Source organism: Pseudomonas sp. IT-P171 (assembly GCF_949767765.1).
Lineage (GTDB): Bacteria > Pseudomonadota > Gammaproteobacteria > Pseudomonadales > Pseudomonadaceae > Aquipseudomonas > Aquipseudomonas fluorescens_B.
Genome location: NZ_CATKQN010000005.1, coordinates 25,686 through 48,291 on the forward strand (window position 1 = coordinate 25,686; position 22,606 = coordinate 48,291).

A 22,606-nucleotide genomic window follows, 5' to 3' on the forward strand; every position below is an offset into this window, starting at 1 on the left:
CAGGGCGCGAGATGCGGCGAGGCCGTGGGTCGGGTGTCCTTGTCAATATTCAATAACGAAGTGCCTGCATGAAACCTATTCGAATCGTATGTGGAACGCGAGTATCTGAGCAGGAGTTTTCCACGAAGACTGCTCTTGGTCGATCCTTGTTGATCCACCAAGCGGCCAACCCTGTGGAGATCAGGCTGTTTGCAGAGAACAAGGAGGGGCTTTCGACCCTCTACAACCGCGTCATTGATGAGGCCAGGGAAAATCCCGCCATTCTGGTGTTCGTTCATGATGATGTGCACCTGTGTGACTTCTTGTGGAGCGAACGCATACGCGAAGGGGTTGCCGCTTTCGATATTGTCGGGCTTGCAGGCAATACACGGCGTGTTGAAGGTCAGCCTGCTTGGGCCTTTATTGATGATCGGTTCACGTGGGATCAGGCGTGTTTCCTGAGCGGTATGGTCGGGCACGGTAAGAGTTTCCCTTGCTCTGTCTCGAATTTCGGGCGTGTGCCTCAACCCTGCAAATTGCTCGATGGGTTGTTGCTTGCGGTGGACAGTGAGCGCCTCGAACAAGCCAGGGTGCGCTTTGACGAGCAATTTGAATTTCACTTCTATGACATGGATTTCTGTCGTTCGGCTGAACTGAACGGGTTAAGCATGGGCACGTGGCCGCTAAGCGTCGTCCATGAAAGCGGAGGGGCGTTCGGTACGCCCGCATGGCGCGAGAGCTTTCGCCGTTATCAAAACAAGTATGCCGTTGCAGACATCCGAAAGCCTCAGGAGACTACTGTGCAGAAACAAACCCCGGTCCATCAGTTCCATAACCCGGATTTACTCAAGATGATGCCTGCGAATGCCAAGCGTGTTGTGGAGATCGGTTGCAGCTCGGGTGCGCTCGCGCGCGAGTACAAAAAACTGAACCCCGATGTTCATTACACGGGGATCGAGATCGATGCAGGCTATGCGGAGCTCGCACGCGAGCACTGTGATCGTGTACTTGACATGAACATCGAAACGGCCAGCGTTGATCTGCTTGCTGGCGATCTAGCCGCTGACTGTTGGGTGTTTGGGGATGTACTTGAGCATCTGTACGATCCATGGCTGCTCTTGCAGAGAATCCGTGAAGCGAGCGCACCTGGTAGCTGTGTCGTCGCGTGTATTCCGAATGCCCAGCACTGGAGTGTTCAAGCGCGGCTCAGTGTGGGTGATTTCCGCTATGAAGATTCCGGTCTGTTCGACAGGACTCATATTCGTTGGTTCACGCTGGTCACCATGCTCGAAATGTTCAACCAAGCGGGTTTGACCGTCGAGGCAGGGGTGCCGCGTGTCTTTGAAGAGCCTCAGCGCGAGAAATTTCTCCCGGTGATCCATGCGATGGCTGCTGCGGCGGGAAGAGATCCGGAAATGGCTGTTCAGGATGCGCTACCACTCCAGTATGTGTTCAGGGCCGTGGCCGGTTGACGTTCCGCGTCAACTATTCATCTTTATTCGGATTGGAAGTTTGAAATAATGCACCCCACCGCAATGCAAAACGGAAAACTGTTTTTCGATACCTACCTGGATAAAAACTCGACTTGCGTGGTTGTCGAGATCGGTGCGCAAGACGTTAATGGGTCACTTCGAGAAGTCGCTCCGCCAGGTGTGCGATACATCGGGGTCGACTTCGTCGTTGGCAAAGGGGTCGATGTAGTACTCACCGACCCGTATAGCCTTCCGTTCGAGAGTGATTCTGTCGATGTGATTGTCAGTTCCTCATGCCTTGAGCATTCGGAGATGTTCTGGTTGTCGTTCACCGAGTGCTTGAGGATTTTAAAGCCGGATGGATTGCTGTTCATTAACGTGCCCTCCAATGGCGCTTTCCACCGCTACCCGGTTGACTGCTGGCGTTTCTACCCTGATGCAGGGAGTGCGCTGGTCACTTGGGCCAAGCATCAGGGCATGACCCCGGCGCTGCTGGAGTCCTTTATCACGCCTCAGCATATGGATGTATGGAGCGACTTCCTTGCGGTTTTCGTCAAGGACGAAGCCTGCATACGCCAGCACCCGAACCGAATGATCAAAGCGATTCAAAAGTTTGAGAACGGCAAGGTGTCCGGTAGCGAGCAGATTTTTAGCTACTTTGAATTTCCAGAGGATCTTCGGCGATTGAACGAGGCTGTTCAGCGATTGAGTGCGATGGAAGGTCGTGAAGCCGTCGTGAATGATGTCCTGAAGAAGTTACTCGACTTTACCAAGGGGCAGTCGGACCTGCAGCCCTAGTCGTTTGAGTGCATGGGGGGGGGGGGCGTTTCGGCCACAGGCAGGCTGATACCCTCCCGATCAGGGAAGCTGATCGATCATGCCGTTCGCCTTTCTTCATGTTTGCGTCCCGTCACGAAGCGCTTGCTTGAGCGCTTGATGTAATTAGGTCCCATGCGTCAGGCAAGTCTCCAGCCAAGTGCTTTCACCCGCTATCGTTCAGGCAGTCGTCAACCATGCCAGGTCATGTTGGCTTCTAGAGAACCATCCGGTCTATCGAACAGTGCGCCTGCACCTTCTCAGGCTTGGGATAAGTCGTGCGCGATTTCTGGTTATATCGACAATCGATTCGATAAAAGAGCGTGACTTGGAAGTCACGACGGGCATCTTCACTGTTATCATTCCCGAAACCGGGAACAGCTGAGCCAGCGAGCGGCATTGCCAGGGGCTTGTTACCTGGCGTGCGTTCGTGGTGCCTGGTGGGCATTTTGCTTTTTCTGAATTGGGAAGCCATATGATTGGCATTAAAAGTATCGCCAGTTACGTGCCGGCTGAAGGGCTGGACAACTACGCGCAAGGCGCGAAATTCGGTAAGGATCAGGATTTCATCTTTGGCAAGATCGGTTCTACTTTCTTGCCGCGTAAGGATGCTGGTCAGGAAACCTCCGATTTGTGTGTCGAGGCCGTCAAGGCCCTGTTCGCTGGCAACCCAGCGTTGGATCCGGCCTCGATAGACGTTGTGATCGTTGTCACTCAGAACGGCGATGCTGAAGGCTTGCCACACACTGCCGCCATCGTCCAGCACAAACTCGGTCTGCCGACCCATCTCGCCGCCTTCGACATCTCTCTGGGATGCTCCGGCTATGTTTATGGTTTGTATGCCATGAAAGGCTTCATGGAGGCTGCCGGGTTGAAGAACGGCCTGCTGATCACAGCCGATCCTTACTCTAAGATTGTAGACCCGGAGGATCGCAACACCACCATGCTGTTCGGTGATGCCGCCACGGTGACCTGGATGGGAGAAGGTGCGCACTGGCAGTTGGGCAAGTCTCTTTTCGGCACTGATGGCGCGGGCGCCGAATTCTTGCGTACTACAGATGGCAAGTTCTTCATGAATGGTCGTCAGGTCTATAATTTCGCTTTGGTCAAAGTACCGGCTCACTTGCAGCAGCTGCTTGATGCCAGCCAGTTGCAGGCAAAGGATATCGACCTCTATTGCCTTCACCAGGGAAGCGCAGCAATTGTTGATGCCGTAGCCCAGCGTTTCGAGGGTGGTCATCCCAAGCGTTTTGTCAAGGATATGGCCGAGACGGGCAACACCGTGTCGTCCAGCATTCCGCTGCTGCTTGAAAAACACGTGATGGGTTCGCAACACAAGCGTGTCGCCTTGAGCGGTTTTGGTGTAGGCCTATCGTGGGGCTCGGCGATCATTGAGCGTCTTGGCTGACTGCCGGTAGCAATAAAGAACGCCGCCTTTCCCAGGCGGCGTTTTTATTTGTGTACTTTGATCGTCCACCTGTACACACCGTTTCGAACTACGAAACTATCCATGTGTAGGATTTTGTTCGAAGAGCCTGATAGAGGTGTAAATCTACTGAAACACTATCAGTCACGCTCGAGGATGCGCTGATTTTTGGCGTCAAACTCCCGCTTTTGTTGGGCTGGCAGGATGCCACTAATTATTTTTCAAAAAACAGCTAAAGCAACGTGCCCAAACGACGATAACTATTACGAAGGTTCTCTGTGCCACACCCGGCGAATTGCCAAGGCCGGAAGCCGTAGTACCCATCCAACGAGGAATTCGTCATGGCTTTGACTGTTAACACCAACACCACCTCCCTGGGCGTTCAGAAAAACCTGAACCGTGCTTCCGACGCTCTCAGTACTTCGATGACCCGTCTGTCCTCCGGCCTGAAAATCAACAGCGCGAAAGACGACGCTGCCGGCCTGCAGATCGCCAACCGCATGACTTCGCAGATCCGCGGTCAGACCATGGCAATCAAAAACGCCAACGATGCAATCTCCATCGCGCAGACCGCTGAAGGCGCGATGCAAGAGCAGACCAACATCCTGCAGCGTATGCGTGAACTGGCTCTCCAGGCGCGTAACGACTCCAACACTGTAGATGACCGTGATGCACTGGACAAGGAATTCCAGTCGATGACGAAAGAGCTGGACCGTATTGCTGCCAGCACCCAGCTCAACAACAAGAACCTGCTGGACGGTTCCACTACTACCGCGATGGTCTTCCAGGTTGGCTCGAACACCGGTTCCGACAACCAGATCAGCATCACGCTGACTGACGCGATGAGCACCACCGGCGCTCTGAGCGCACTGGATGCCAAAGCCATCACTGGTGATGCCACTCAAATCGAAGCAAACTTCAGTGGCGCGATGACCGCCATCGACGAAGCGCTGAAGAATATCAACACCACCCGTGCTGACCTCGGTGCCGTTCAAAACCGTCTGACCAGCACCATCGCCAACCTGCAGAACATCAACGAAAACGCCGAAGCTGCACGTGGCCGCGTACAGGACACCGACTTCGCTGCTGAAACTGCCCAGCTGACCAAGCAGCAGACTCTGCAGCAAGCATCGACTTCGGTTCTGGCTCAGGCTAACCAACTGCCATCGGCCGTACTGAAACTGCTTCAGTAATCGCCTGGTGGTTGTCGGCGGGGGAGTGCACTTGCGGTGCTCCTCCGCTTTTTACATTGAGAGGTGGTTGGCATGGATATGAGCGTCAAGCTGAACCTGTCTTACCAGGCCGCGAAGCCGGTCGAACAGGCCACCGAACGACTTCCGGCCAAGCCCGCGGAGGACGTTGAGTCCATCACGCCAGCGAAGGGCGGGGCCAATACTGGTCTTGCCGAAGCTGAGAAAGTGAAAAGCGCGATCAAGGATATCGAGAATTTTCTCGCTACCTCGCGTCGTAATCTCGAATTTTCCACGGATGAAGAGTCCGGTCGAATTGTAGTCAAAGTCATCGCCAGTGAGACTGGAGAGCTGATCCGCCAACTCCCTTCGGAGGAGGCGTTGAGAATTGCCCACAGTCTGAGCGATGTAAACAGCCTGCTGTTCGACGCCAAGGTCTGATGCTGGCGAGCGAGTGGCAAGTTCGCTAGTCTTGATCGACTAGGGGCGGCATGCAACCAAGAGGGAATAGCAATGGCGAGTTCGATTTTACCAGGCACTGGTCTGGGTTCCGGCGTTGATATCAACGCTATTGTGAAAACACTGGTTGCGGCTGAGACCGATCCAAAGTCCAATCAAATCAAGCGCCAGACCGCCAACAACACAGCCATGCTTTCGGGTGTTGCGTCGCTCAAGAGTGCGCTGTCTGTGTATCAGGCGGCGATGAAAAAACTCAACGACACCGCTGCTCCGTCCTTTAGTGCATACACGGCAACCTCCAGTAGCGATACTACTATCAAGGCTACGTCTAACAACACGGCGGTGCCTGGTAGTTACTTGGTGCGCGTCGAGAATCTCGCCACATCATCGAAAGTAGCCAGCAAGAACTTCGAAACGGGAGCGAGTACCTCGATCCCGGAGGGTGATCTGCTGATTACGCAGGACGGCGTGACCCATACTGTCAAGATCGGTGCGGGTGCGACCTTGCAGACGGTGCGTGACACCATCAATTCGTCGCTGGCCGAGAAAGGTATCAGCGCCAACATCGTGAGCGGTGCGGACGGTTCGCGTCTGGTATTCAGTTCGACGATGACCGGTCTCGGTACGGACATTAAGGTTGCTGGCATCGCTGATCTCGAGATCCCTCCTGGCCAGGAAATGGTCGGTGATGGTGCTGGTTATATCGGCTCGGAGGCCGAGAATGCGCTGGTCTACGTGGACGGTATCAAGGTCACTAGCAAGACCAATACGATTAGTGGAGCAATCAGTGGAATCAGTCTTGATCTGCTCCAGGAAACCGGAACTGATCCAAGTAAGGCGATCACGGTAACGGTGGGTGAGAACACCGCTGGCTTGAAAACATCGATCCAGGCCTATGTCGATGCGTACAACACCTTGGTCAAAACGGCCAACAGCCTGTCTGCTTCTTCTAAGGACGCTGACGGCAATACGGTGCTGGGTCCGCTGACCAATGACCCGACTACGCGAGCACTGCTTTCGGATCTGCGTAAGCAATTGGCCATGGAGGGTAACGGTGACCGACTCACCAGCTTGAGCCAGTTGGGTGTCAACACTCAGAAGGACGGTACTCTCGAATTCAACAGTGTCAAATATGACACTGCCATGAAGGAAAAGAAGCTCGGCGCTGATATACAGGAGCTCTTCTCCGGAACCAATGGTGTCTTCGAGCGTATGAACAAGGCAATCGAGCCCTACCTGCAGACTGGCGGTATTCTCGACTCGCGCAAGAGCGGTCTGGACAAGCTGCAAACCGACCTCACGAACCAACAGTTGGCCCTCGGCCGTCGTATAGACGCGCTGACCGAAACGCTGACCAAGCGCTACGTGGCCATGGATACCCTGGTCGGCAAGCTCGAGGCGCAACGCAAGAACATCGTTTCCATGTTCGCCTCGATCGAGGCGCAGCAGAAGAACTCCTGATCGGTCGATACGCCAGAAGCCCGGCAGTACTCTTAGAGAGGCTCCGGGCTTTTCGCTTTGACCGCTAAAGTTTTTTGACGCGCAGGCGATACAGGCGGTATATGAACGTTTTCGTTGTTATGAGGTAGAGCATGAATCCTATGTTGGCCCTTCGGCAGTACCAGAAAGTCAACGGTGTGGCCCAAACCTCCGAGGCCAGCCCGCACCGTCTGGTACAAATGCTGATGCAGGGCGGTCTGGACCGTATTGCCCAAGCCAAAGGTGCCATTGCGCGCAATGATGTTGCCCAGAAAGGTGTTCTGATCGGCAAGGCCATCGGCATCATTGGTGGCCTGCGCGAAGGGCTCGACCTGGAGTATCAGGCCGAGGCGCTGGCTGACATCGATTCGCTGTACGCCTACATGAGCAAGCGCTTGGTTGAAGCCAACGTCAAGAACGACCCCGAGATCCTCAACGAGGTCGCGCGCCTGCTGATTACCGTGAAGGAAGGTTGGGATGCGATCGGCGATCAAGCCGCCGACTCCTAGGAGAACACCATGAGTGCTACGCTCGAACGTATCGAACAAACCCGTGATGCGCTGCTTGGGGCGCTGGCTGGTCGCGATTGGGAGACCATCACTGAACTTGACCTGCACTGCCGTGTTTGTGTTGAGGACGTACTTGCCGAAGCGTCGGTCAACGAGCAGGGGGTGCGCAACAGTCTGGAAGAGTTGCTCGACGTTTACCGCCAACTAATTGATGTTGCAAGTGGGGAGCGTCAAGCGATAGTCGACGAGATGACGCAGATCCGCCAAGCGAAAAATGCCGCAAAAGTATACCATCTGTTCAGCTAAGGCTGAGCGGTTGGAAAAAGTAGTGCGCCATAAATTTGACTGTGCACGGTTTTTTGACTTAACTAGTGGCTGGTTGCAGATTTCAGGCGTCTACAGGCATAACGTGTCTGCAAGCGTCTAGCTTGCCCCCTCATTTCGGGCATTGAGTTGACTAGGGAAGTTGCTATTGCATGTGGCGTGAAACCAAAATTCTGCTGATTGATGACGATAGCGTCCGCCGCCGCGATTTGGCGGTGATTTTAAATTTTCTTGGCGAAGAAAATTTACCCTGCGGTAGCCATGACTGGCAGCAGGCTGTCGGCTCTTTGTCATCAAGTCGTGAAGTGATCTGTGTCCTCATCGGGACGGTCAATGCTCCTGGCGCACTTCCGGGCTTGTTAAAGACACTCTCTACCTGGGATGAGTTCCTTCCGGTTTTGTTAATGGGCGATAATTCTTCCGTTGACCTGCCCGAAGACCAGCGTCGGCGAGTGCTTTCGACCCTCGAAATGCCGCCCAGCTACAGCAAACTGCTCGACTCGCTGCACCGCGCCCAGGTCTATCGCGAGATGTATGACCAGGCTCGTGAGCGCGGGCGCCACCGTGAACCCAATCTTTTCCGCAGTCTTGTCGGCACCAGTCGGGCGATTCAACACGTCCGCCAGATGATGCAGCAAGTCGCCGACACCGACGCCAGCGTGTTGATCCTCGGCGAGTCCGGGACTGGCAAGGAAGTGGTCGCGCGCAACCTGCACTACCACTCCAAGCGTCGTGATGCGCCGTTTGTGCCGGTCAATTGCGGGGCGATCCCGGCCGAGTTGCTGGAAAGCGAACTGTTCGGTCACGAGAAGGGTGCCTTCACCGGGGCAATCACCAGCCGCGCCGGTCGTTTTGAGCTGGCCAACGGTGGCACGCTGTTCCTTGATGAAATCGGCGACATGCCGCTGCCGATGCAGGTCAAGTTGCTGCGCGTATTGCAGGAGCGCACTTTCGAGCGCGTGGGTAGCAACAAGACCCAGAGCGTCGATGTGCGCATCATTGCGGCGACCCACAAGAATCTCGAAAGCATGATCGAGATCGGCACCTTCCGCGAAGATCTCTACTATCGCCTGAACGTGTTCCCGATCGAGATGGCGCCGCTGCGTGAGCGCGTCGAAGACATTCCGTTGCTGATGAACGAACTGATCTCGCGCATGGAGCACGAGAAGCGTGGCTCGATCCGTTTCAACTCCGCCGCGATTATGTCGCTGTGCCGGCACGGCTGGCCGGGCAACGTCCGCGAGCTGGCGAACCTGGTGGAGCGCATGGCGATCATGCACCCGTACGGGGTCATCGGCGTCGTCGAGTTGCCGAAAAAATTCCGCTACGTCGATGATGAAGACGAGCAACTTGTCGACAGCCTGCGCAGCGATCTGGAAGAGCGGGTGGCCATCAACGGTCATACGCCGGACTTTACCGCCAATGCCATGCTGCCGCCGGAAGGCCTGGACCTGAAAGACTATCTCGGTGGTCTGGAGCAAGGCCTGATCCAGCAGGCGCTGGATGATGCCAATGGCATCGTGGCGCGCGCCGCCGAGCGACTGCGGATTCGCCGCACCACGCTGGTGGAAAAGATGCGCAAGTACGGCATGAGTCGTCGCGACGGTGATGAACAGGCGGATGATTGACGCCTGTTTTTCAAGTCGTTCATTTGTAGGCAGTTTTTTTTAGGCACGGGTATTGCTACATCCCTCGCAACGTTCCGTTTAACTGACGGTCAGCCACGCGAGAGAGCACGATGCCCCACGCCGCCCAGATGTCTCCTGTCCCTGACGCTTCGGGGCACCCGTCGTCCGTAGAGCAGGCAAGCCGGCTTGGCCTTGAGCAGGCGTTCGCGCTGTTCAATCAGATGTCGAGCCAGTTGACCGACTCCTACAGCATGCTCGAGGCACGGGTCACCGAGCTCAAGGGCGAGTTGGCGGTGGTCAGCGCTCAGCGCATGCAGGAGCTGGCAGAAAAAGAACGCCTGGCCAACCGCCTGCAAAACCTCCTCGATCTATTGCCTGGCGGCGTCATCGTCATTGACGCCCAAGGCATCGTGCGCGAAGCCAACCCTGCTGCCTGTGAATTGCTGGGGCTGCCCCTCGAAGGCGAGCTGTGGCGTCATGTCATTGCCCGTTGCTTTGCGCCGCGTGAAGACGATGGTCATGAAATCTCGCTCAAGGACGGTCGGCGCCTGTCGATCGCCACTCGCTCGCTGGATGCCGAGCCCGGCCAATTGGTGCTGCTCAACGACCTGACCGAAACCCGTCACCTGCAAGATCAACTGGCCCGCCACGAACGCCTGTCGTCACTCGGCCGCATGGTCGCGTCGCTGGCTCATCAAATCCGCACGCCCTTGTCCGCCGCGTTGCTCTACGCCAGTCATTTGACCGAGCAAGAGCTGCCGGTGGCCACGCAGCAACGTTTCGCCGGCCGCCTGAAAGAGCGCCTGCATGAGCTGGAGCATCAAGTGCGCGACATGTTGGTGTTCGCGCGCGGCGAACTGCCGCTGACTGACCGTGTCACGCCGAAGATGCTCATGCAGTCCTTGCAATCGGCCGCATTGACCCACGTGCAGGACCTGCCGATTCGCTGGCAGTGCGATAGCCATGCGGGAGAATTGCTGTGCAATCGCGACACCCTGGTCGGAGCGATCCTGAACCTGATCGAGAACGCCATCCAGGCCAGTGCCGGCGACGTCCGTTTGAAAGTTCATCTCTACAGTCGTGACAACACCCTGCGAGTCTCGGTCAGCGACAGCGGCAGCGGTATCGATGCGAAAGTGCTGGCGCGTCTCGGCGAGCCGTTCTTTACCACCAAAACCACCGGAACGGGCCTCGGTCTGACCGTGGTCAAGGCCGTGGCGCGTGCTCACCAGGGAGAATTGCAGCTGCGCTCGCGGCTGGGACGCGGCACTTGCGCGCAGGTGATTCTGCCGCTTTTTTTTGATGAAAAGCGTAGCGCTCAGGGAGCGGAGTGAAGGACATGGCAATCAAGGTTTTACTGGTCGAGGATGACCGCGCGTTACGCGAGGCGCTGGCGGATACGCTGTTGCTCGCGGGGCACGACTACAAGGCTGTCGGTTCGGCGGAGGAGGCGCTCGAGGCAGTCGGCGCCGAGACGTTCAATCTGGTGCTCAGCGACGTCAACATGCCGGGCATGGATGGTCATCAGTTGCTCGGTTTGCTGCGGGCTCGTCAGCCGCAATTGCCCGTCTTGCTGATGACGGCTCATGGCGCCGTGGAGCGCGCGGTCGATGCAATGCGTCAGGGCGCGGTGGATTATCTGGTCAAGCCGTTCGAGCCTAAGGCGCTGCTGGATCTGGTGGCGCGTCATGCGCTGGGCAGTCTCGGCGCTCCCGACAGCGAAGGGCCTGTTGCGTATGAGCCGGCCAGTGCGCAATTACTCGAATTGGCGGCGCGAGTGGCGCGTAGCGATTCCACCGTATTGATCTCCGGTGAGTCCGGGACCGGTAAGGAAGTGCTGGCGCGCTACATCCATCAGCACTCGCATCGCGCCAGTCAGCCATTCATTGCGATCAACTGCGCGGCGATTCCCGACAACATGCTTGAAGCGACGCTGTTCGGTCACGAGAAGGGCTCGTTCACCGGCGCCATCGCGGCGCAGGCCGGCAAGTTCGAGCAGGCCGACGGCGGCACCATCCTGTTGGATGAAATTTCCGAAATGCCTCTCGGCCTTCAGGCCAAGTTGCTGCGTGTGCTGCAGGAGCGCGAAGTCGAGCGCGTGGGGGCACGCAAGCCCATTGCACTGGACATTCGTGTTGTCGCGACCACCAACCGTGACCTGGCGGGTGAAGTGGCGGCGGGGCGTTTTCGTGAAGACCTCTACTATCGCCTGTCGGTATTTCCCCTGGCCTGGCGTCCATTGCGCGAGCGCACCGCCGATATCCTGCCGCTGGCCGAGCGCCTGCTGGCCAAGCACGTCAATAAAATGAAGCATGCCGCGGCGAGACTCTCGCCCGAGGCGCAGGCGTGCCTGATCGGTTACCCGTGGCCGGGCAATGTGCGAGAGCTGGACAACGCGATTCAGCGTGCCTTGATTCTGCAGCAGGGCGGTTTGATTCAGCCTCAGGATTTTTGCCTCGCCGGACCGGTTGCCTGTGCGCCCTTGCCGACATTGGCGTCGGTGCCGGTGCGGTCGATGGAGGTCGAGGCCGAATCGGCTGGGGCGCTGGGGGACGATCTGCGTCGTCGCGAATTCCAGATGATCATCGACACCCTGCGCTCTGAGCGTGGGCGCCGCAAAGAAGCGGCCGAGCGTCTGGGAATCAGTCCGCGGACGCTGCGCTACAAGCTGGCGCAAATGCGCGATGCCGGAATGGATGTGGAAGCTTATTTGTTCGCCACCTGATTCGCAGGCAAGGCAAAGCCTGGAAGGCTTTTGTTCAGGGCGGCCACGGAGCTGGCACCCTTGTTGCTAACACCTCACTACCCGCCGAGTGAGTGTCAAAAAATTGCGGGTCGCCAATGAGAGTAGACCATGAGCCAAGGTATTGAATTTAATCGATTGATGCTGGATATGCGTTCCATGCAAATGGATGCCATGTCTGCGCCTAAATCGACTGCCGCCGTCCCTGAACTGAGTGGCAGCAGCTTTTCCGACATGCTCGGTCAGGCCGTCAATAAAGTGAACGATACACAGCAGGCGTCCAGCCAGTTGGCCAATGCCTTCGAAATCGGCAAAAGCGGCGTGGACCTTACCGATGTGATGATTTCCTCGCAGAAGGCCAGCGTGTCTTTCCAGGCGTTGACCCAAGTGCGTAACAAGCTGGTTCAGGCTTACCAAGACATCATGCAGATGCCGGTTTAAGGACGAGATTGAGTCATGGCAGAAGCAGTCGCCGATAATGTTCCGGCCAAGGCCACTCCGATAGACGGCAAACCGCCGCTGTTCGGCTTGTCCTTCCTGGAAAACCTCTCCGAGATGACCATGTTGCGTCAGGTGGGCCTGTTGGTCGGCCTGGCTGCGAGCGTGGCGATTGGCTTCGCCGTGGTGTTGTGGTCCCAGCAGCCGGACTACCGGCCTCTGTACGGCAGCCTTGCCGGTATGGACGCCAAGCAAGTCATGGATACTCTGGCGTCCGCTGACATTCCCTACACCGTAGAACCGAATTCCGGTGCCTTGCTGGTCAAGGCCGATGACTTGTCCCGTGCGCGACTCAAGCTCGCGGGCGCTGGTGTCACTCCCAGCGACGGCAACATCGGTTTCGAGATCCTCGACAAGGACCAGGGCCTCGGTACCAGCCAGTTCATGGAAGCGACCCGTTATCGTCGCGGCCTCGAGGGCGAACTGGCCCGGACCATTTCCAGCCTGAACAACGTCAAGGGTGCCCGCGTGCACCTGGCGATTCCGAAGAGTTCGGTGTTCGTTCGCGACGAGCGCAAACCAAGTGCTTCGGTTCTGGTTGAGCTGTATTCCGGCCGCTCACTGGAGCCGGGTCAGGTGCTGGCGATCATCAACCTGGTCGCGACCAGCGTGCCTGAACTCAGCAAGTCGCAGATCACCGTCGTCGATCAGAAGGGCAACCTGCTTTCGGATCAGGCGGAGAACTCCGAACTGACCATGGCCGGCAAGCAATTCGATTACAGCCGTCGCATGGAAAGCATGCTCACCCAGCGCGTGCACAACATCCTGCAACCGGTGCTGGGCAACGACCGCTATAAAGCCGAAGTCTCCGCCGACGTGGACTTCAGCGCCGTCGAGTCGACCTCCGAGCAGTTCAATCCGGACCAGCCGGCGCTGCGCAGCGAGCAGTCGGTCAACGAGCAACGTACCGCCAGCAATGGCCCGCAAGGTGTACCGGGGGCGCTGAGCAACCAGCCGCCATCACCTGCTTCGGCGCCGCAAACCACCGGTGGCGCCACCGCGCAGGCCGGCATGGTGCAGCCAGGCCAGCCACTGCTGGACGCCAATGGTCAGCAGATCATGGACCCGGCCACCGGCCAGCCGATGCTGGCGCCGTACCCGGCGGACAAGCGTCAACAATCCACCAAGAACTTTGAACTCGACCGTTCCATCAGCCACACCAAGCAACAACAAGGGCGTTTGAACCGCCTGTCGGTGTCGGTGGTGGTGGACGATCAGGTCAAGATCAACGCAGCCAACGGTGAAACCACCCGCGCACCGTGGAGCGCCGATGAGCTCGCACGCTTCACCCGTCTGGTGCAGGACGCCGTCGGCTTCGACGCCAGTCGTGGCGACAGCGTCAGTGTGATCAATATGCCGTTCTCCGCCGAGCGCGGTGAAGTGATTGCCGATATTCCGTTCTACTCCCAGCCATGGTTCTGGGACATCGTCAAACAAGTGCTGGGTGTATTGTTCATCCTGATACTGGTGTTCGGTGTGCTGCGTCCGGTGCTCAACAACATCACCAATGGCGGCAAAGGCAAGCAACTGGGCCTGGGCAGCGACGTAGAGCTCGGTGGTATGGGCGGCCTGGACGGCGAACTGGCCAACGACCGCGTCAGCCTCGGTGGCCCGACCAGCATCCTGCTGCCGAGCCCGAGCGAAGGCTATGATGCACAGTTGAACGCAATCAAGAGTCTGGTGGCAGAAGACCCGGGTCGTGTGGCCCAGGTCGTGAAAGAGTGGATTAACGCAGATGAGTGATAACCGAGCCGCTGTCGCCAAACTGTCCCGGGTTGATAAAGCCGCGATTCTGCTGCTGTCCCTGGGGTCTACCGATGCCGCGCAAGTGCTGCGCCATATGGGGCCCAAAGAGGTCCAGCGTGTGGGTGTGGCCATGGCGCAGATGGGGAACGTGCACCGCGAGCAAGTCGAACAGGTGATGAGCGAGTTCGTCGACATCGTCGGCGACCAGACCAGCCTGGGCGTCGGCTCCGACGACTACGTGCGTAAAATGCTGACCCAGGCCCTGGGCGAAGACAAGGCCAACGGCCTGATCGACCGGATCCTGCTGGGCGGCAACACCAGTGGGCTCGACAGCCTGAAGTGGATGGAGCCGCGCGCCGTCGCCGACGTGATCCGTTACGAGCACCCACAGATCCAGGCGATCGTCGTGGCGTATCTCGACCCGGACCAGGCCGGCGAAGTGCTGGGCAACTTCGACCACAAGGTACGACTGGACATCATTCTGCGGGTTTCCTCGCTGAACACCGTGCAGCCAGCGGCCCTGAAAGAACTCAACCAGATTCTCGAGAAGCAGTTCTCCGGCAACTCGAATGCCTCGCGCACCACCCTGGGTGGCATCAAGCGTGCGGCCGACATCATGAACTTCCTCGACAGCTCGATCGAAGGCCAGTTGATGGACTCGATCCGCGAAGTCGACGAAGACCTGTCCGGTCAGATCGAAGACCTCATGTTCGTGTTCAACAACCTGTCCGATGTCGATGACCGCGGAATTCAGGCGTTGCTGCGTGAAGTGTCCTCCGATGTGCTTGTTCTTGCCCTCAAGGGCTCGGACGAAGGCGTCAAGGAAAAGATCTTCAAGAACATGTCCAAACGGGCGGCCGAACTGTTGCGCGACGACCTCGAGGCCAAAGGCCCGGTGCGCGTCAGCGACGTGGAAACTGCGCAGAAAGAAATCCTCACCATTGCTCGCCGTATGGCCGAAGCCGGAGAAATCGTTCTCGGCGGGAAGGGCGGCGAAGAGATGATCTAAGGTCACTATGTCGTCCAAACATGATGAGTCCCAGACCGACCTGATCCGTGCCAAGGACGTCGGTGGTTTCGATGTCTGGTCGCTGCCCAGTTTCGACCCGCATGTCCCGGAGCCCGAGCCTGAACCTGAGCCCGAGCCGCCGGAAATGGAAGAAGTGCCGCTGGAAGAAGTCCAGCCACTGACCCTCGAAGAACTCGAAAGCATCCGTCAGGAGGCCTACAACGAAGGCTTCGCGACGGGCGAGAAAGAAGGATTTCACAGCACCACGCTCAAGGTTCGTCAGGAAGCCGAGGCCGTGCTGGCGCCGAAAGTCGCAGCACTTGAGCAACTGATGGCCAACCTGTTCGAGCCTATCGCCGAGCAGGACACGCAAATCGAAAAATCCTTGGTCGACCTCGTGCAGCACATCACCAAACAGGTGATTCAGCGCGAACTGGCCATCGATTCGACGCAGATCGAACACGTCATGCGCGACGCCCTCAAGCTGTTGCCGCTGGGCGTGGGCAATGTGCGGCTGTACATCAATCCGCAGGATTTCGAACAGGTCAAAGCCCTGCGCGAGCGCCATGAAGAAACCTGGCGCATCGTCGAGGACGAAGCGTTGTTGCCTGGCGGTTGCCGGGTCGAGACTGAGCACAGTCGCATCGACGCCACGGTCGAAACCCGGATCGCCAGGGTCATGGACAAGCTGTTCGATCAGTTGCACGAACAGGCCTTGCACCCGGCCGCGCCGGATCTGAGCCTGGAGCTGCCGATCGACGACAAGCCTGCCGTCGAAGTCGAACCGGAAGAACCCGATGCGCCTTGACCGCACCAGCTTCGCCAAGCGCCTGGGCGGTTACACCGAGGCCACGGAGCTGGCCGGCGCGCCGATCCTTGAAGGCCGTTTGCTGCGCATGGTCGGCTTGACCCTCGAAGCCGAAGGTTTGCGCGCGGCCATGGGCAGTCGCTGCATGGTGATCAACGACGACAGTTACCATCCGGTGCAGGTCGAAGCTGAAGTCATGGGGTTCTCCGGCAGCAAAGTCTTCCTGATGCCGGTCGGCAGCGTTGCCGGCATCGCGCCCGGCGCCCGTGTGGTGCCTATGGCTGACACCGGTCGCTTGCCAATGGGCATGAGCATGCTCGGGCGGGTGCTGGATGGCGCCGGTCGGGCGCTGGACGGCAAGGGCGGGATGAAGGCTGAAGACTGGGTGCCGATGGACGGCCCGACCATCAACCCGCTCAAGCGTCACCCGATCAGCGAGCCGCTGGACGTAGGCATTCGTTCAATCAATGGTTTGTTGACGGTCGGGCGTGGGCAGCGGCTCGGGCTGTTCGCCGGTACCGGCGTCGGCAAGAGTGTGCTGCTGGGCATGATGACCCGCTTCACCGAGGCCGACATTATCGTCGTCGGGCTGATCGGTGAGCGGGGTCGCGAAGTTAAAGAGTTCATCGAGCACATCCTCGGTGAAGAAGGCCTCAAGCGTTCGGTGGTCGTGGCGTCTCCGGCGGATGATGCGCCCCTGATGCGCCTGCGCGCCGCGATGTATTGCACGCGGATTGCCGAATATTTCCGTGACAAGGGCAAGAACGTCCTGTTGCTCATGGACTCCCTGACCCGTTTCGCCCAGGCCCAGCGGGAAATCGCCCTGGCCATCGGCGAACCGCCCGCAACCAAGGGTTACCCGCCATCGGTGTTCGCCAAATTGCCGAAACTGGTGGAGCGGGCCGGTAACGCGGAGAAGGGTGGCGGTTCGATCACGGCGTTCTACACCGTGCTGTCTGAAGGTGATGACCAGCAGGATCCGATCGCCGACGCGGCGCGGGGTGTACTCGACGGGCACATCGTCCTGTCCCGGCGTCTGGCCGAGGAGGGGCATTACCCGGCCATCGATATCGAAGCGTCCATCAGCCGGGTCATGCCGTCGGTGGTGTCGCCGGAACACATGGCCCGCGCCCAGTATTTCAAACAATTGTGGTCGCGCTATCAACAGAGTCGCGACCTGATCAGCGTGGGCGCCTACGTCGCCGGCGGAGACCGGGAAACCGACCTGGCGATTTCGCTGCAGCCACAGCTGGTCAAATACCTGCGTCAAGGACTTAACGACAACATCAGCCTGGGCGAAAGCGAATCCTACCTCGGTTCGATCTTCGCGCCCGCGGCTGGCGGCTAATCGATCATGGCCCAGAGTCGGGCGGGGCGGCTGGCGCCGGTGGTCGAAATGGCCGAGAAGGCCGAGAAAACCGCCGTACAGCGTTTGGGCCATTTTCAGGGGCAGGTTCGCCTGGCTGAAAGCAAGCTCGCCGACCTTGAGGCCTTTCGTCTCGACTACCAGGAACAGTGGATCATTCGCGGCAGCAGCGGCGTTTCGGGCCAATGGTTGCTGGGCTATCAGGGCTTTCTTGCGCAACTGGGCGTCGCCATCGATCAGCAGCGGCAAAGCCTGGCGTGGCATCAGAATAATTTGAACAAGGCGCGGGACACCTGGCAGCAGGCGTTTGCCCGGGTTGAAGGCTTGCGCAAGCTGGTTCAGCGCTATGCGGATGAGGCGCGGCAGCTGGAAGACAAGCGCGAGCAGAAACTGCTGGATGAGTTGTCCCAGCGGTTACCGCGGCAGGATCCGTATTGAATCAGTGAGGCCGCGTTAGCGTTCTTCGCGCGGCTTGCCCGCGAAGGGGGCCTTCAATATTCCACAACTTTCCAGCCTTGCCCCTATCCCCGCCAAGTGCTAAACCTTGTACACGTACGTTCGCCAATGACAAGGAAGCCGTTCAATGTCAGTCGTTACAGAAGTATCTCCGGATGGACAAAAGCTGACGATATCGGTCAAGGGACGATTCGATTTCGCCAAGCATCAGGAATTTCGTGAATCTTACGAAAACCTTCAGCCAAAACCCGAGTCCTTTGAAGTGAACCTGAAGGACGCCACCTACCTCGACAGTTCAGCGCTTGGCATGTTGTTGCTGCTGCGTGATCACGCCGGTGGCGAGCACGCCGAGATCAGGCTGACCCACGCCAACGCCGATGTGCGCAAGATTCTCGCCATCTCCAACTTCGAACAGATCTTCGACGTGGTGTGAAGGCCATGCAGCCGTTGTTCGAACCGCTGACGATCCTGATCGCTGAAGACAGCGCGGCTGACCGCATGCTGCTGTCGAGCATTGTCCGCCGCCAGGGCCATGAAGTGCTGACGGCCGCCAATGGCGCCGAAGCGGTCGAAGCGTTTCGCCAACAACGCCCGCAACTGGTGTTGATGGACGCCATGATGCCGGTGATGGACGGTTTTGAGGCGGCGCGGCAGATCAAGGCGCTGGCCGGGGAAACCCTGGTGCCGATCATCTTCCTGACCTCGCTGACCGAAAGCGAGGCGCTGGCCCGCTGTCTTGAGGCCGGCGGCGACGACTTTCTGGCAAAGCCCTACAACCAAGTGATCCTCGCCGCCAAAATCAAGGCGATGGACCGTTTGCGGCGGTTGCAGGCCACTGTGCTGAAGCAGCGTGATCAGATTGCCAGGCATCACGACTATCTGCTCAACGAGCAGCGTGTGGCCAAGGCCGTCTTTGATAAGGTCGCCCATTCCGGCTGCCTGAATGCCCCCAATATCCGTTACCTGCAATCGCCCTATGCGCTGTTCAACGGCGACCTGTTGCTGGCGGCATTCACCCCGGCCGGCGACATGCATGTGCTGCTCGGCGATTTCACCGGCCATGGCTTGCCAGCCGCCGTCGGGGCCATGCCGCTGGCTGAAGTCTTCTACGGCATGACCGCCAAGGGCTACGGCCTGTCGGAAACGTTGCGCGAGATGAACGCCAAGCTCAAGCGCATCCTGCCGGTGGACATGTTCTGTTGCGCAACATTGCTGTGCCTGAGTTTCCAGCGGCGTTCGGTGGAAGTCTGGAACGGTGGGATGCCGGACGGTTATCTGCACAGCATCGCCAGCGGTGAGCGCACGCCGCTGAAGGCCCGGCATTTGCCGCTTGGCGTGCTGAGTCCGCAGACCTTCGATGACCGCACCGAAGTGTTTCCGATGGCTGTCGGCGATCGGGTCTTCCTGTTGTCCGATGGCGTCATCGACACCTGCGACGCCAATGAGCAGCTGTTTGGCGTCGAGCGATTGCAACAGGTGTTTGCGGCCAACCGTCAGCCCGACCGGCTTTTCGAAGAGATCGAGCAGGCGCTGCGGGATTTTCGCGGTGAGGCCCGCGACGATGTCAGCATGGTCGAAGTCAGCCTGCTCGAAGCCGCGCAGCTGATTCCACCCGCCCTGGTCTATTCCGACAGTGGTCAGTCCTGCCCGCTGGACTGGTCGGTGAGTTTCGAGTTCCGTGCCGCGACCCTGAAGCGCTTCAATCCGCTGCCGTATCTTTTGCAATTGCTGTTGGAGGTCCATGGTTTGCGCGCGCAGAGCGGGGCGCTCTACAGTGTGCTGGCGGAGCTGTATTCCAATGCGCTGGAGCACGGCGTGCTGGGTCTGGATTCGAGCCTCAAGCGCGACGCTTCGGGTTTTACCCTCTATTATCAGCAGCGCAATGCACGTCTGGATGAGCTGCAGGACGGCTATGTGCGGGTGCATTTGCAGGTCGCACCAAAGGATGACGGCGGTTGCCTGACGATTCGGGTCGAAGACAGTGGCAAGGGTTTTGATGTCGAGCGAGTGATGGCGCGCCCCGTTGATGGCATCCGTCTGTCGGGACGTGGTATCAGTCTTATCCGCCAGTTGGGCCGCAACGCCAGCTGGTCCGACGAAGGTCGAAGTGCCCGCGTGGAATTTTTCTGGGAGGCTCTGGCATAATCCGCGCATTCTTGATCAAGGAGTGAGCAAGTGGCTGACACACATCTGGACCGCGACGTACTGAGTGCGTTGCAAGCTGTCATGGAGGAGGAGTATCCGACGTTGCTGGATACTTTTCTCGCCGATTCCGAAGATCGGTTGAGTCTGTTGCGCAAGGCTGGGGGGGATGCCAAGTCGCTGGAAGAGGCCGCACACAGTTTCAAGGGCAGTTGCAGCAACATGGGCGCCGTGCGCCTCGCCGAGCTCTGCAATGAGCTCGAGCAGCGAAGCAAGAAGAGGTCTTTGGAAGGCATCGAGAAACTGGTCGGAGAAATCGACGGCGAGTTCGCTATTATCCGTCCCCTCTACGAAGCAGAGCGCCAGCGCTCTCTCACTGACAGTGCGACCGTCCGGCGCTTTTAGCGCCGCTTGAGCAAAACTGGCTCAACCCTTGCACGTATCACCGCAACTGTACCTACGATCCCAGTGCAGCGGAGACCGTTCATGCCCGTTACCCCCAATATTCTTCTCCAGGCCGCCGCGCAGGCCAAGACTCAAGCCGCCTCCGCCAATACACCGGCGCTGTCCGCTGAGCCCGGGGACAAGGCGTCCAGCTTCGCTCAGGTTTACGCCACTCAGGCCCAGAACAAACCCTCTGCGGCCTCTGATGGATCGGCGAAGCCGGTGCGCGATAAAATCCCGGACAGCCCCGTAAAAACGGACGTCGGCAACGACAAGTCTGCCGCTCCGGAACCGACGGTTGCCGATAGCGGCAAATCCTTGCCCGCCGATAAACCGGCGCCGAGCGACGACAAGGCCGCCAACGAGGATGTCGCCGATACGCCAGTGGTCGACGCTGCACCGGCCGATCCAGCGCTTGATCCTTCATTGCTGCCAGAGTTGCAACCCGTTGTGGCAGCGCCAGTTGCGGAGTCGGCACCTGTTGTCGCCACTGAGCAACCCAAAGTGGAAATACCTGTCACGCCAACGGTGACGACGGCGCAGACACCTGTGGCAGCGGCGGATAGCGATTTCGATCCCGAGGCCGACCCTCTCGATGCTCTCCCGGCTGTGCGCATGGCCATGGAGCAGGGCGGTCATATTTCGGCTGCCAGCCAGGCACAGCCCAAGGCAGCGCCGACGCCGGCCCAGACCCAGGCCGATGGCGAGCCTACCTCGGCGCAGAACTTTGCCGCCGGTATGGCTGGCATGCTCGATGTGCAGGCTGACAAGGACAGTACCAGCCAGGGGGGCGAAAAAGCTTTCAGTGGGTTGATCGATGATGGCCTCAAGGATTTGAAGTCTGCCACCAGCGATACCCGCGTCGATGATTTCGCCAATCGTCTGGCTGCACTGACCCAGGCTGCCACGCCGAAAACCGCCAATGCCATACCGGTGAATCAGCCGATTGCCATGCATCAGAGCGGCTGGACCGAAGAAGTGGTGAACCGGGTCATGTACCTGTCCAGTGCCAACCTCAAGGCGGCCGATATCCAGTTGCAGCCTGCCGAACTGGGTCGCCTCGATATTCGGGTGAACATGGTGCCGGACCAGCAGACCCAGGTGACCTTCATGAGTGCGCACCCAAGCGTTCGCGAAGCGCTGGATGGCCAGATGCATCGCTTACGAGACATGTTCGCGCAACAGGGCATGGGTCAGGTAGACGTCAACGTCTCCGACCAGTCCCGTGGCTCTCAGCAAGGTCAGGACCAGGCGCAACAAAGCCAGAGCGGACGCACCAACGCCAGCGGCGGTCGTCTCGACGGCATGGATGAAGAGCTCGCGCCGACCGTTGCCGAAGTGGCGGCCAGTGCGACCAGCGTCATCGGCTCCAGCGCGGTCGACTACTACGCCTGATAAAGCGCGGTGCCTCTCAAAAAATCGCAGCCTTCGGCAGCTCCTGCAGGGTATATACCTTCAAAATGCAGGAGCTGCCGAAGGCTGCGATCTTTTGATTTTGGCTGCTGGCTGCCGCAGTCCACATACCCTCCGACACTTCTGGCATAACACTTGCTCTTGCCTTGCCGTGCGACTGTGAAAACCCGAATAGTGACGGATTATTGGCATGGCGAAGAGCGAAGCAGCATTAAAAGACCCCGCAACCAAAGGCAAATTCAAGCTGATCATTGTGATCGTGGTGGCCCTGCTGCTGGCGATCGGCTTGTCCGTGGGGGCGACCTGGTTCTTCATGCACAGCGCCCAGAGCAAGCCTGCCGCCGCGGCTGAAGTCGCCCCGGTCGGCAAGCAGCCAGCGGTTTTCGAGCCCATGGCGCCGGCCTTCGTTGCCAACTACAACCAGAACGGCCGTCAGCGTTACATGCAGGTGAGCATCACCATGCAGGGGCGCAACCAGGCCGATCTGGAAGCGCTGAAAGTCCACATGCCGGTGATCCGCAATAACCTGGTCATGCTGTTCTCCGGACAGGATTTCGCGACGCTGGCGTCGCCGGTCGGTCAGGAAATGTTGCGTCAGAAGGCGACCGCCAGCGTCCAGGAAGTGGCGCAGAAAGAGCTCGGCAAAGTGGTCATCGAACAGTTGCTTTTCACTAATTTCGTACTGCAGTAGGAACACGA

At 58.7% G+C, this 22,606-nt stretch carries 22 protein-coding genes; all 22 read left to right on the top strand.

Annotated features, from left to right (window positions below):
- Positions 1-68 precede the first annotated feature (68 nt).
- The 22 genes from ACM6I5_RS04215 (at position 69) to fliL (ending at position 22,598) form a co-directional block, all read left to right on the top strand.
- Positions 69-1,451, top strand: a complete 1,383-nt coding sequence (locus tag ACM6I5_RS04215) for a methyltransferase domain-containing protein (RefSeq protein ID WP_414883257.1) — start codon at positions 69-71, stop codon at positions 1,449-1,451.
- Between the two features lie 48 nt (positions 1,452-1,499).
- Positions 1,500-2,249, top strand: a complete 750-nt coding sequence (locus ACM6I5_RS04220) for a class I SAM-dependent methyltransferase (RefSeq protein WP_414883258.1) — start codon at positions 1,500-1,502, stop codon at positions 2,247-2,249.
- Positions 2,250-2,742: 493 nt separating this feature from the next.
- A complete protein-coding gene (locus tag ACM6I5_RS04225; protein ID WP_414883259.1) occupies positions 2,743-3,675 on the top strand; it encodes a ketoacyl-ACP synthase III in 933 nt (310 codons plus the stop codon).
- Positions 3,676-4,034: 359 nt separating this feature from the next.
- Positions 4,035-4,886, top strand: coding sequence for a flagellin domain-containing protein (locus ACM6I5_RS04230; RefSeq protein ID WP_414883260.1), 852 nt, complete (start codon positions 4,035-4,037; stop codon positions 4,884-4,886).
- 72 nt (positions 4,887-4,958) lie between these two features.
- Positions 4,959-5,324 carry a flagellar protein FlaG gene (locus ACM6I5_RS04235; protein ID WP_414883261.1) on the top strand — a complete coding sequence of 122 codons (366 nt, stop codon included), beginning with the start codon at positions 4,959-4,961 and terminating at the stop codon, positions 5,322-5,324.
- 72 nt (positions 5,325-5,396) lie between these two features.
- Positions 5,397-6,803, top strand: a complete 1,407-nt coding sequence (fliD, locus tag ACM6I5_RS04240) for a flagellar filament capping protein FliD (RefSeq protein ID WP_414883262.1) — start codon at positions 5,397-5,399, stop codon at positions 6,801-6,803.
- Positions 6,804-6,934: 131 nt separating this feature from the next.
- A complete protein-coding gene (gene fliS, locus ACM6I5_RS04245) occupies positions 6,935-7,330 on the top strand; it encodes a flagellar export chaperone FliS (RefSeq protein WP_414883263.1) in 396 nt (131 codons plus the stop codon).
- A 9-nt stretch (positions 7,331-7,339) separates the two neighbouring features.
- Complete coding sequence (locus ACM6I5_RS04250) at positions 7,340-7,636, top strand: flagellar protein FliT (RefSeq protein ID WP_414883264.1); 297 nt, start codon at positions 7,340-7,342, stop codon at positions 7,634-7,636.
- Positions 7,637-7,806: 170 nt separating this feature from the next.
- Positions 7,807-9,282 carry a sigma-54 dependent transcriptional regulator gene (locus ACM6I5_RS04255; RefSeq protein ID WP_008044600.1) on the top strand — a complete coding sequence of 492 codons (1,476 nt, stop codon included), beginning with the start codon at positions 7,807-7,809 and terminating at the stop codon, positions 9,280-9,282.
- Positions 9,283-9,410: 128 nt separating this feature from the next.
- Entirely contained in the window at positions 9,411-10,616 is a 1,206-nt protein-coding gene (locus tag ACM6I5_RS04260) for a sensor histidine kinase (protein WP_162491079.1), read from the top strand.
- A gap of 5 nt (positions 10,617-10,621) precedes the next feature.
- Positions 10,622-12,007 carry a sigma-54-dependent transcriptional regulator gene (locus ACM6I5_RS04265; RefSeq protein WP_017337178.1) on the top strand — a complete coding sequence of 462 codons (1,386 nt, stop codon included), beginning with the start codon at positions 10,622-10,624 and terminating at the stop codon, positions 12,005-12,007.
- A gap of 129 nt (positions 12,008-12,136) precedes the next feature.
- Positions 12,137-12,466, top strand: coding sequence for a flagellar hook-basal body complex protein FliE (fliE, locus tag ACM6I5_RS04270; protein WP_017337179.1), 330 nt, complete (start codon positions 12,137-12,139; stop codon positions 12,464-12,466).
- Positions 12,467-12,481: 15 nt separating this feature from the next.
- Entirely contained in the window at positions 12,482-14,266 is a 1,785-nt protein-coding gene (gene fliF / locus ACM6I5_RS04275) for a flagellar basal-body MS-ring/collar protein FliF (RefSeq protein WP_017337180.1), read from the top strand.
- The gene (gene fliG, locus ACM6I5_RS04280) at positions 14,259-15,278 is read left to right on the top strand and encodes a flagellar motor switch protein FliG (RefSeq protein ID WP_003184041.1); all 1,020 of its coding nucleotides are present in this window, start codon (positions 14,259-14,261) and stop codon (positions 15,276-15,278) included. Before fliF ends, fliG begins: the two co-directional genes overlap by 8 nt.
- A 7-nt stretch (positions 15,279-15,285) precedes the next feature.
- Positions 15,286-16,086, top strand: coding sequence for a flagellar assembly protein FliH (fliH, locus tag ACM6I5_RS04285; protein ID WP_017337181.1), 801 nt, complete (start codon positions 15,286-15,288; stop codon positions 16,084-16,086).
- On the top strand, positions 16,076-17,434 hold the full coding sequence (fliI, locus tag ACM6I5_RS04290; RefSeq protein ID WP_017337182.1) for a flagellar protein export ATPase FliI: 1,359 nt from the start codon (positions 16,076-16,078) through the stop codon (positions 17,432-17,434). The genes fliH and fliI overlap by 11 nt, the downstream gene beginning before the upstream one ends.
- 6 nt (positions 17,435-17,440) lie before the next feature.
- Positions 17,441-17,890 (top strand): flagellar export protein FliJ, encoded by a 450-nt coding sequence (gene fliJ, locus ACM6I5_RS04295; protein ID WP_017337183.1) that lies wholly within the window; start codon positions 17,441-17,443, stop codon positions 17,888-17,890.
- A gap of 145 nt (positions 17,891-18,035) precedes the next feature.
- Positions 18,036-18,341 (top strand): STAS domain-containing protein, encoded by a 306-nt coding sequence (locus ACM6I5_RS04300; protein ID WP_414883265.1) that lies wholly within the window; start codon positions 18,036-18,038, stop codon positions 18,339-18,341.
- A gap of 5 nt (positions 18,342-18,346) precedes the next feature.
- Positions 18,347-20,053 (top strand): ATP-binding SpoIIE family protein phosphatase, encoded by a 1,707-nt coding sequence (locus ACM6I5_RS04305; RefSeq protein ID WP_414883266.1) that lies wholly within the window; start codon positions 18,347-18,349, stop codon positions 20,051-20,053.
- 30 nt (positions 20,054-20,083) lie between these two features.
- Complete coding sequence (locus tag ACM6I5_RS04310) at positions 20,084-20,455, top strand: Hpt domain-containing protein (protein ID WP_414883267.1); 372 nt, start codon at positions 20,084-20,086, stop codon at positions 20,453-20,455.
- An 81-nt stretch (positions 20,456-20,536) separates the two neighbouring features.
- A complete protein-coding gene (locus ACM6I5_RS04315) occupies positions 20,537-21,889 on the top strand; it encodes a flagellar hook-length control protein FliK (protein WP_414883268.1) in 1,353 nt (450 codons plus the stop codon).
- 208 nt (positions 21,890-22,097) lie between these two features.
- Positions 22,098-22,598 carry a flagellar basal body-associated protein FliL gene (fliL, locus tag ACM6I5_RS04320; protein ID WP_414883269.1) on the top strand — a complete coding sequence of 167 codons (501 nt, stop codon included), beginning with the start codon at positions 22,098-22,100 and terminating at the stop codon, positions 22,596-22,598.
- Positions 22,599-22,606 lie beyond the last annotated feature (8 nt).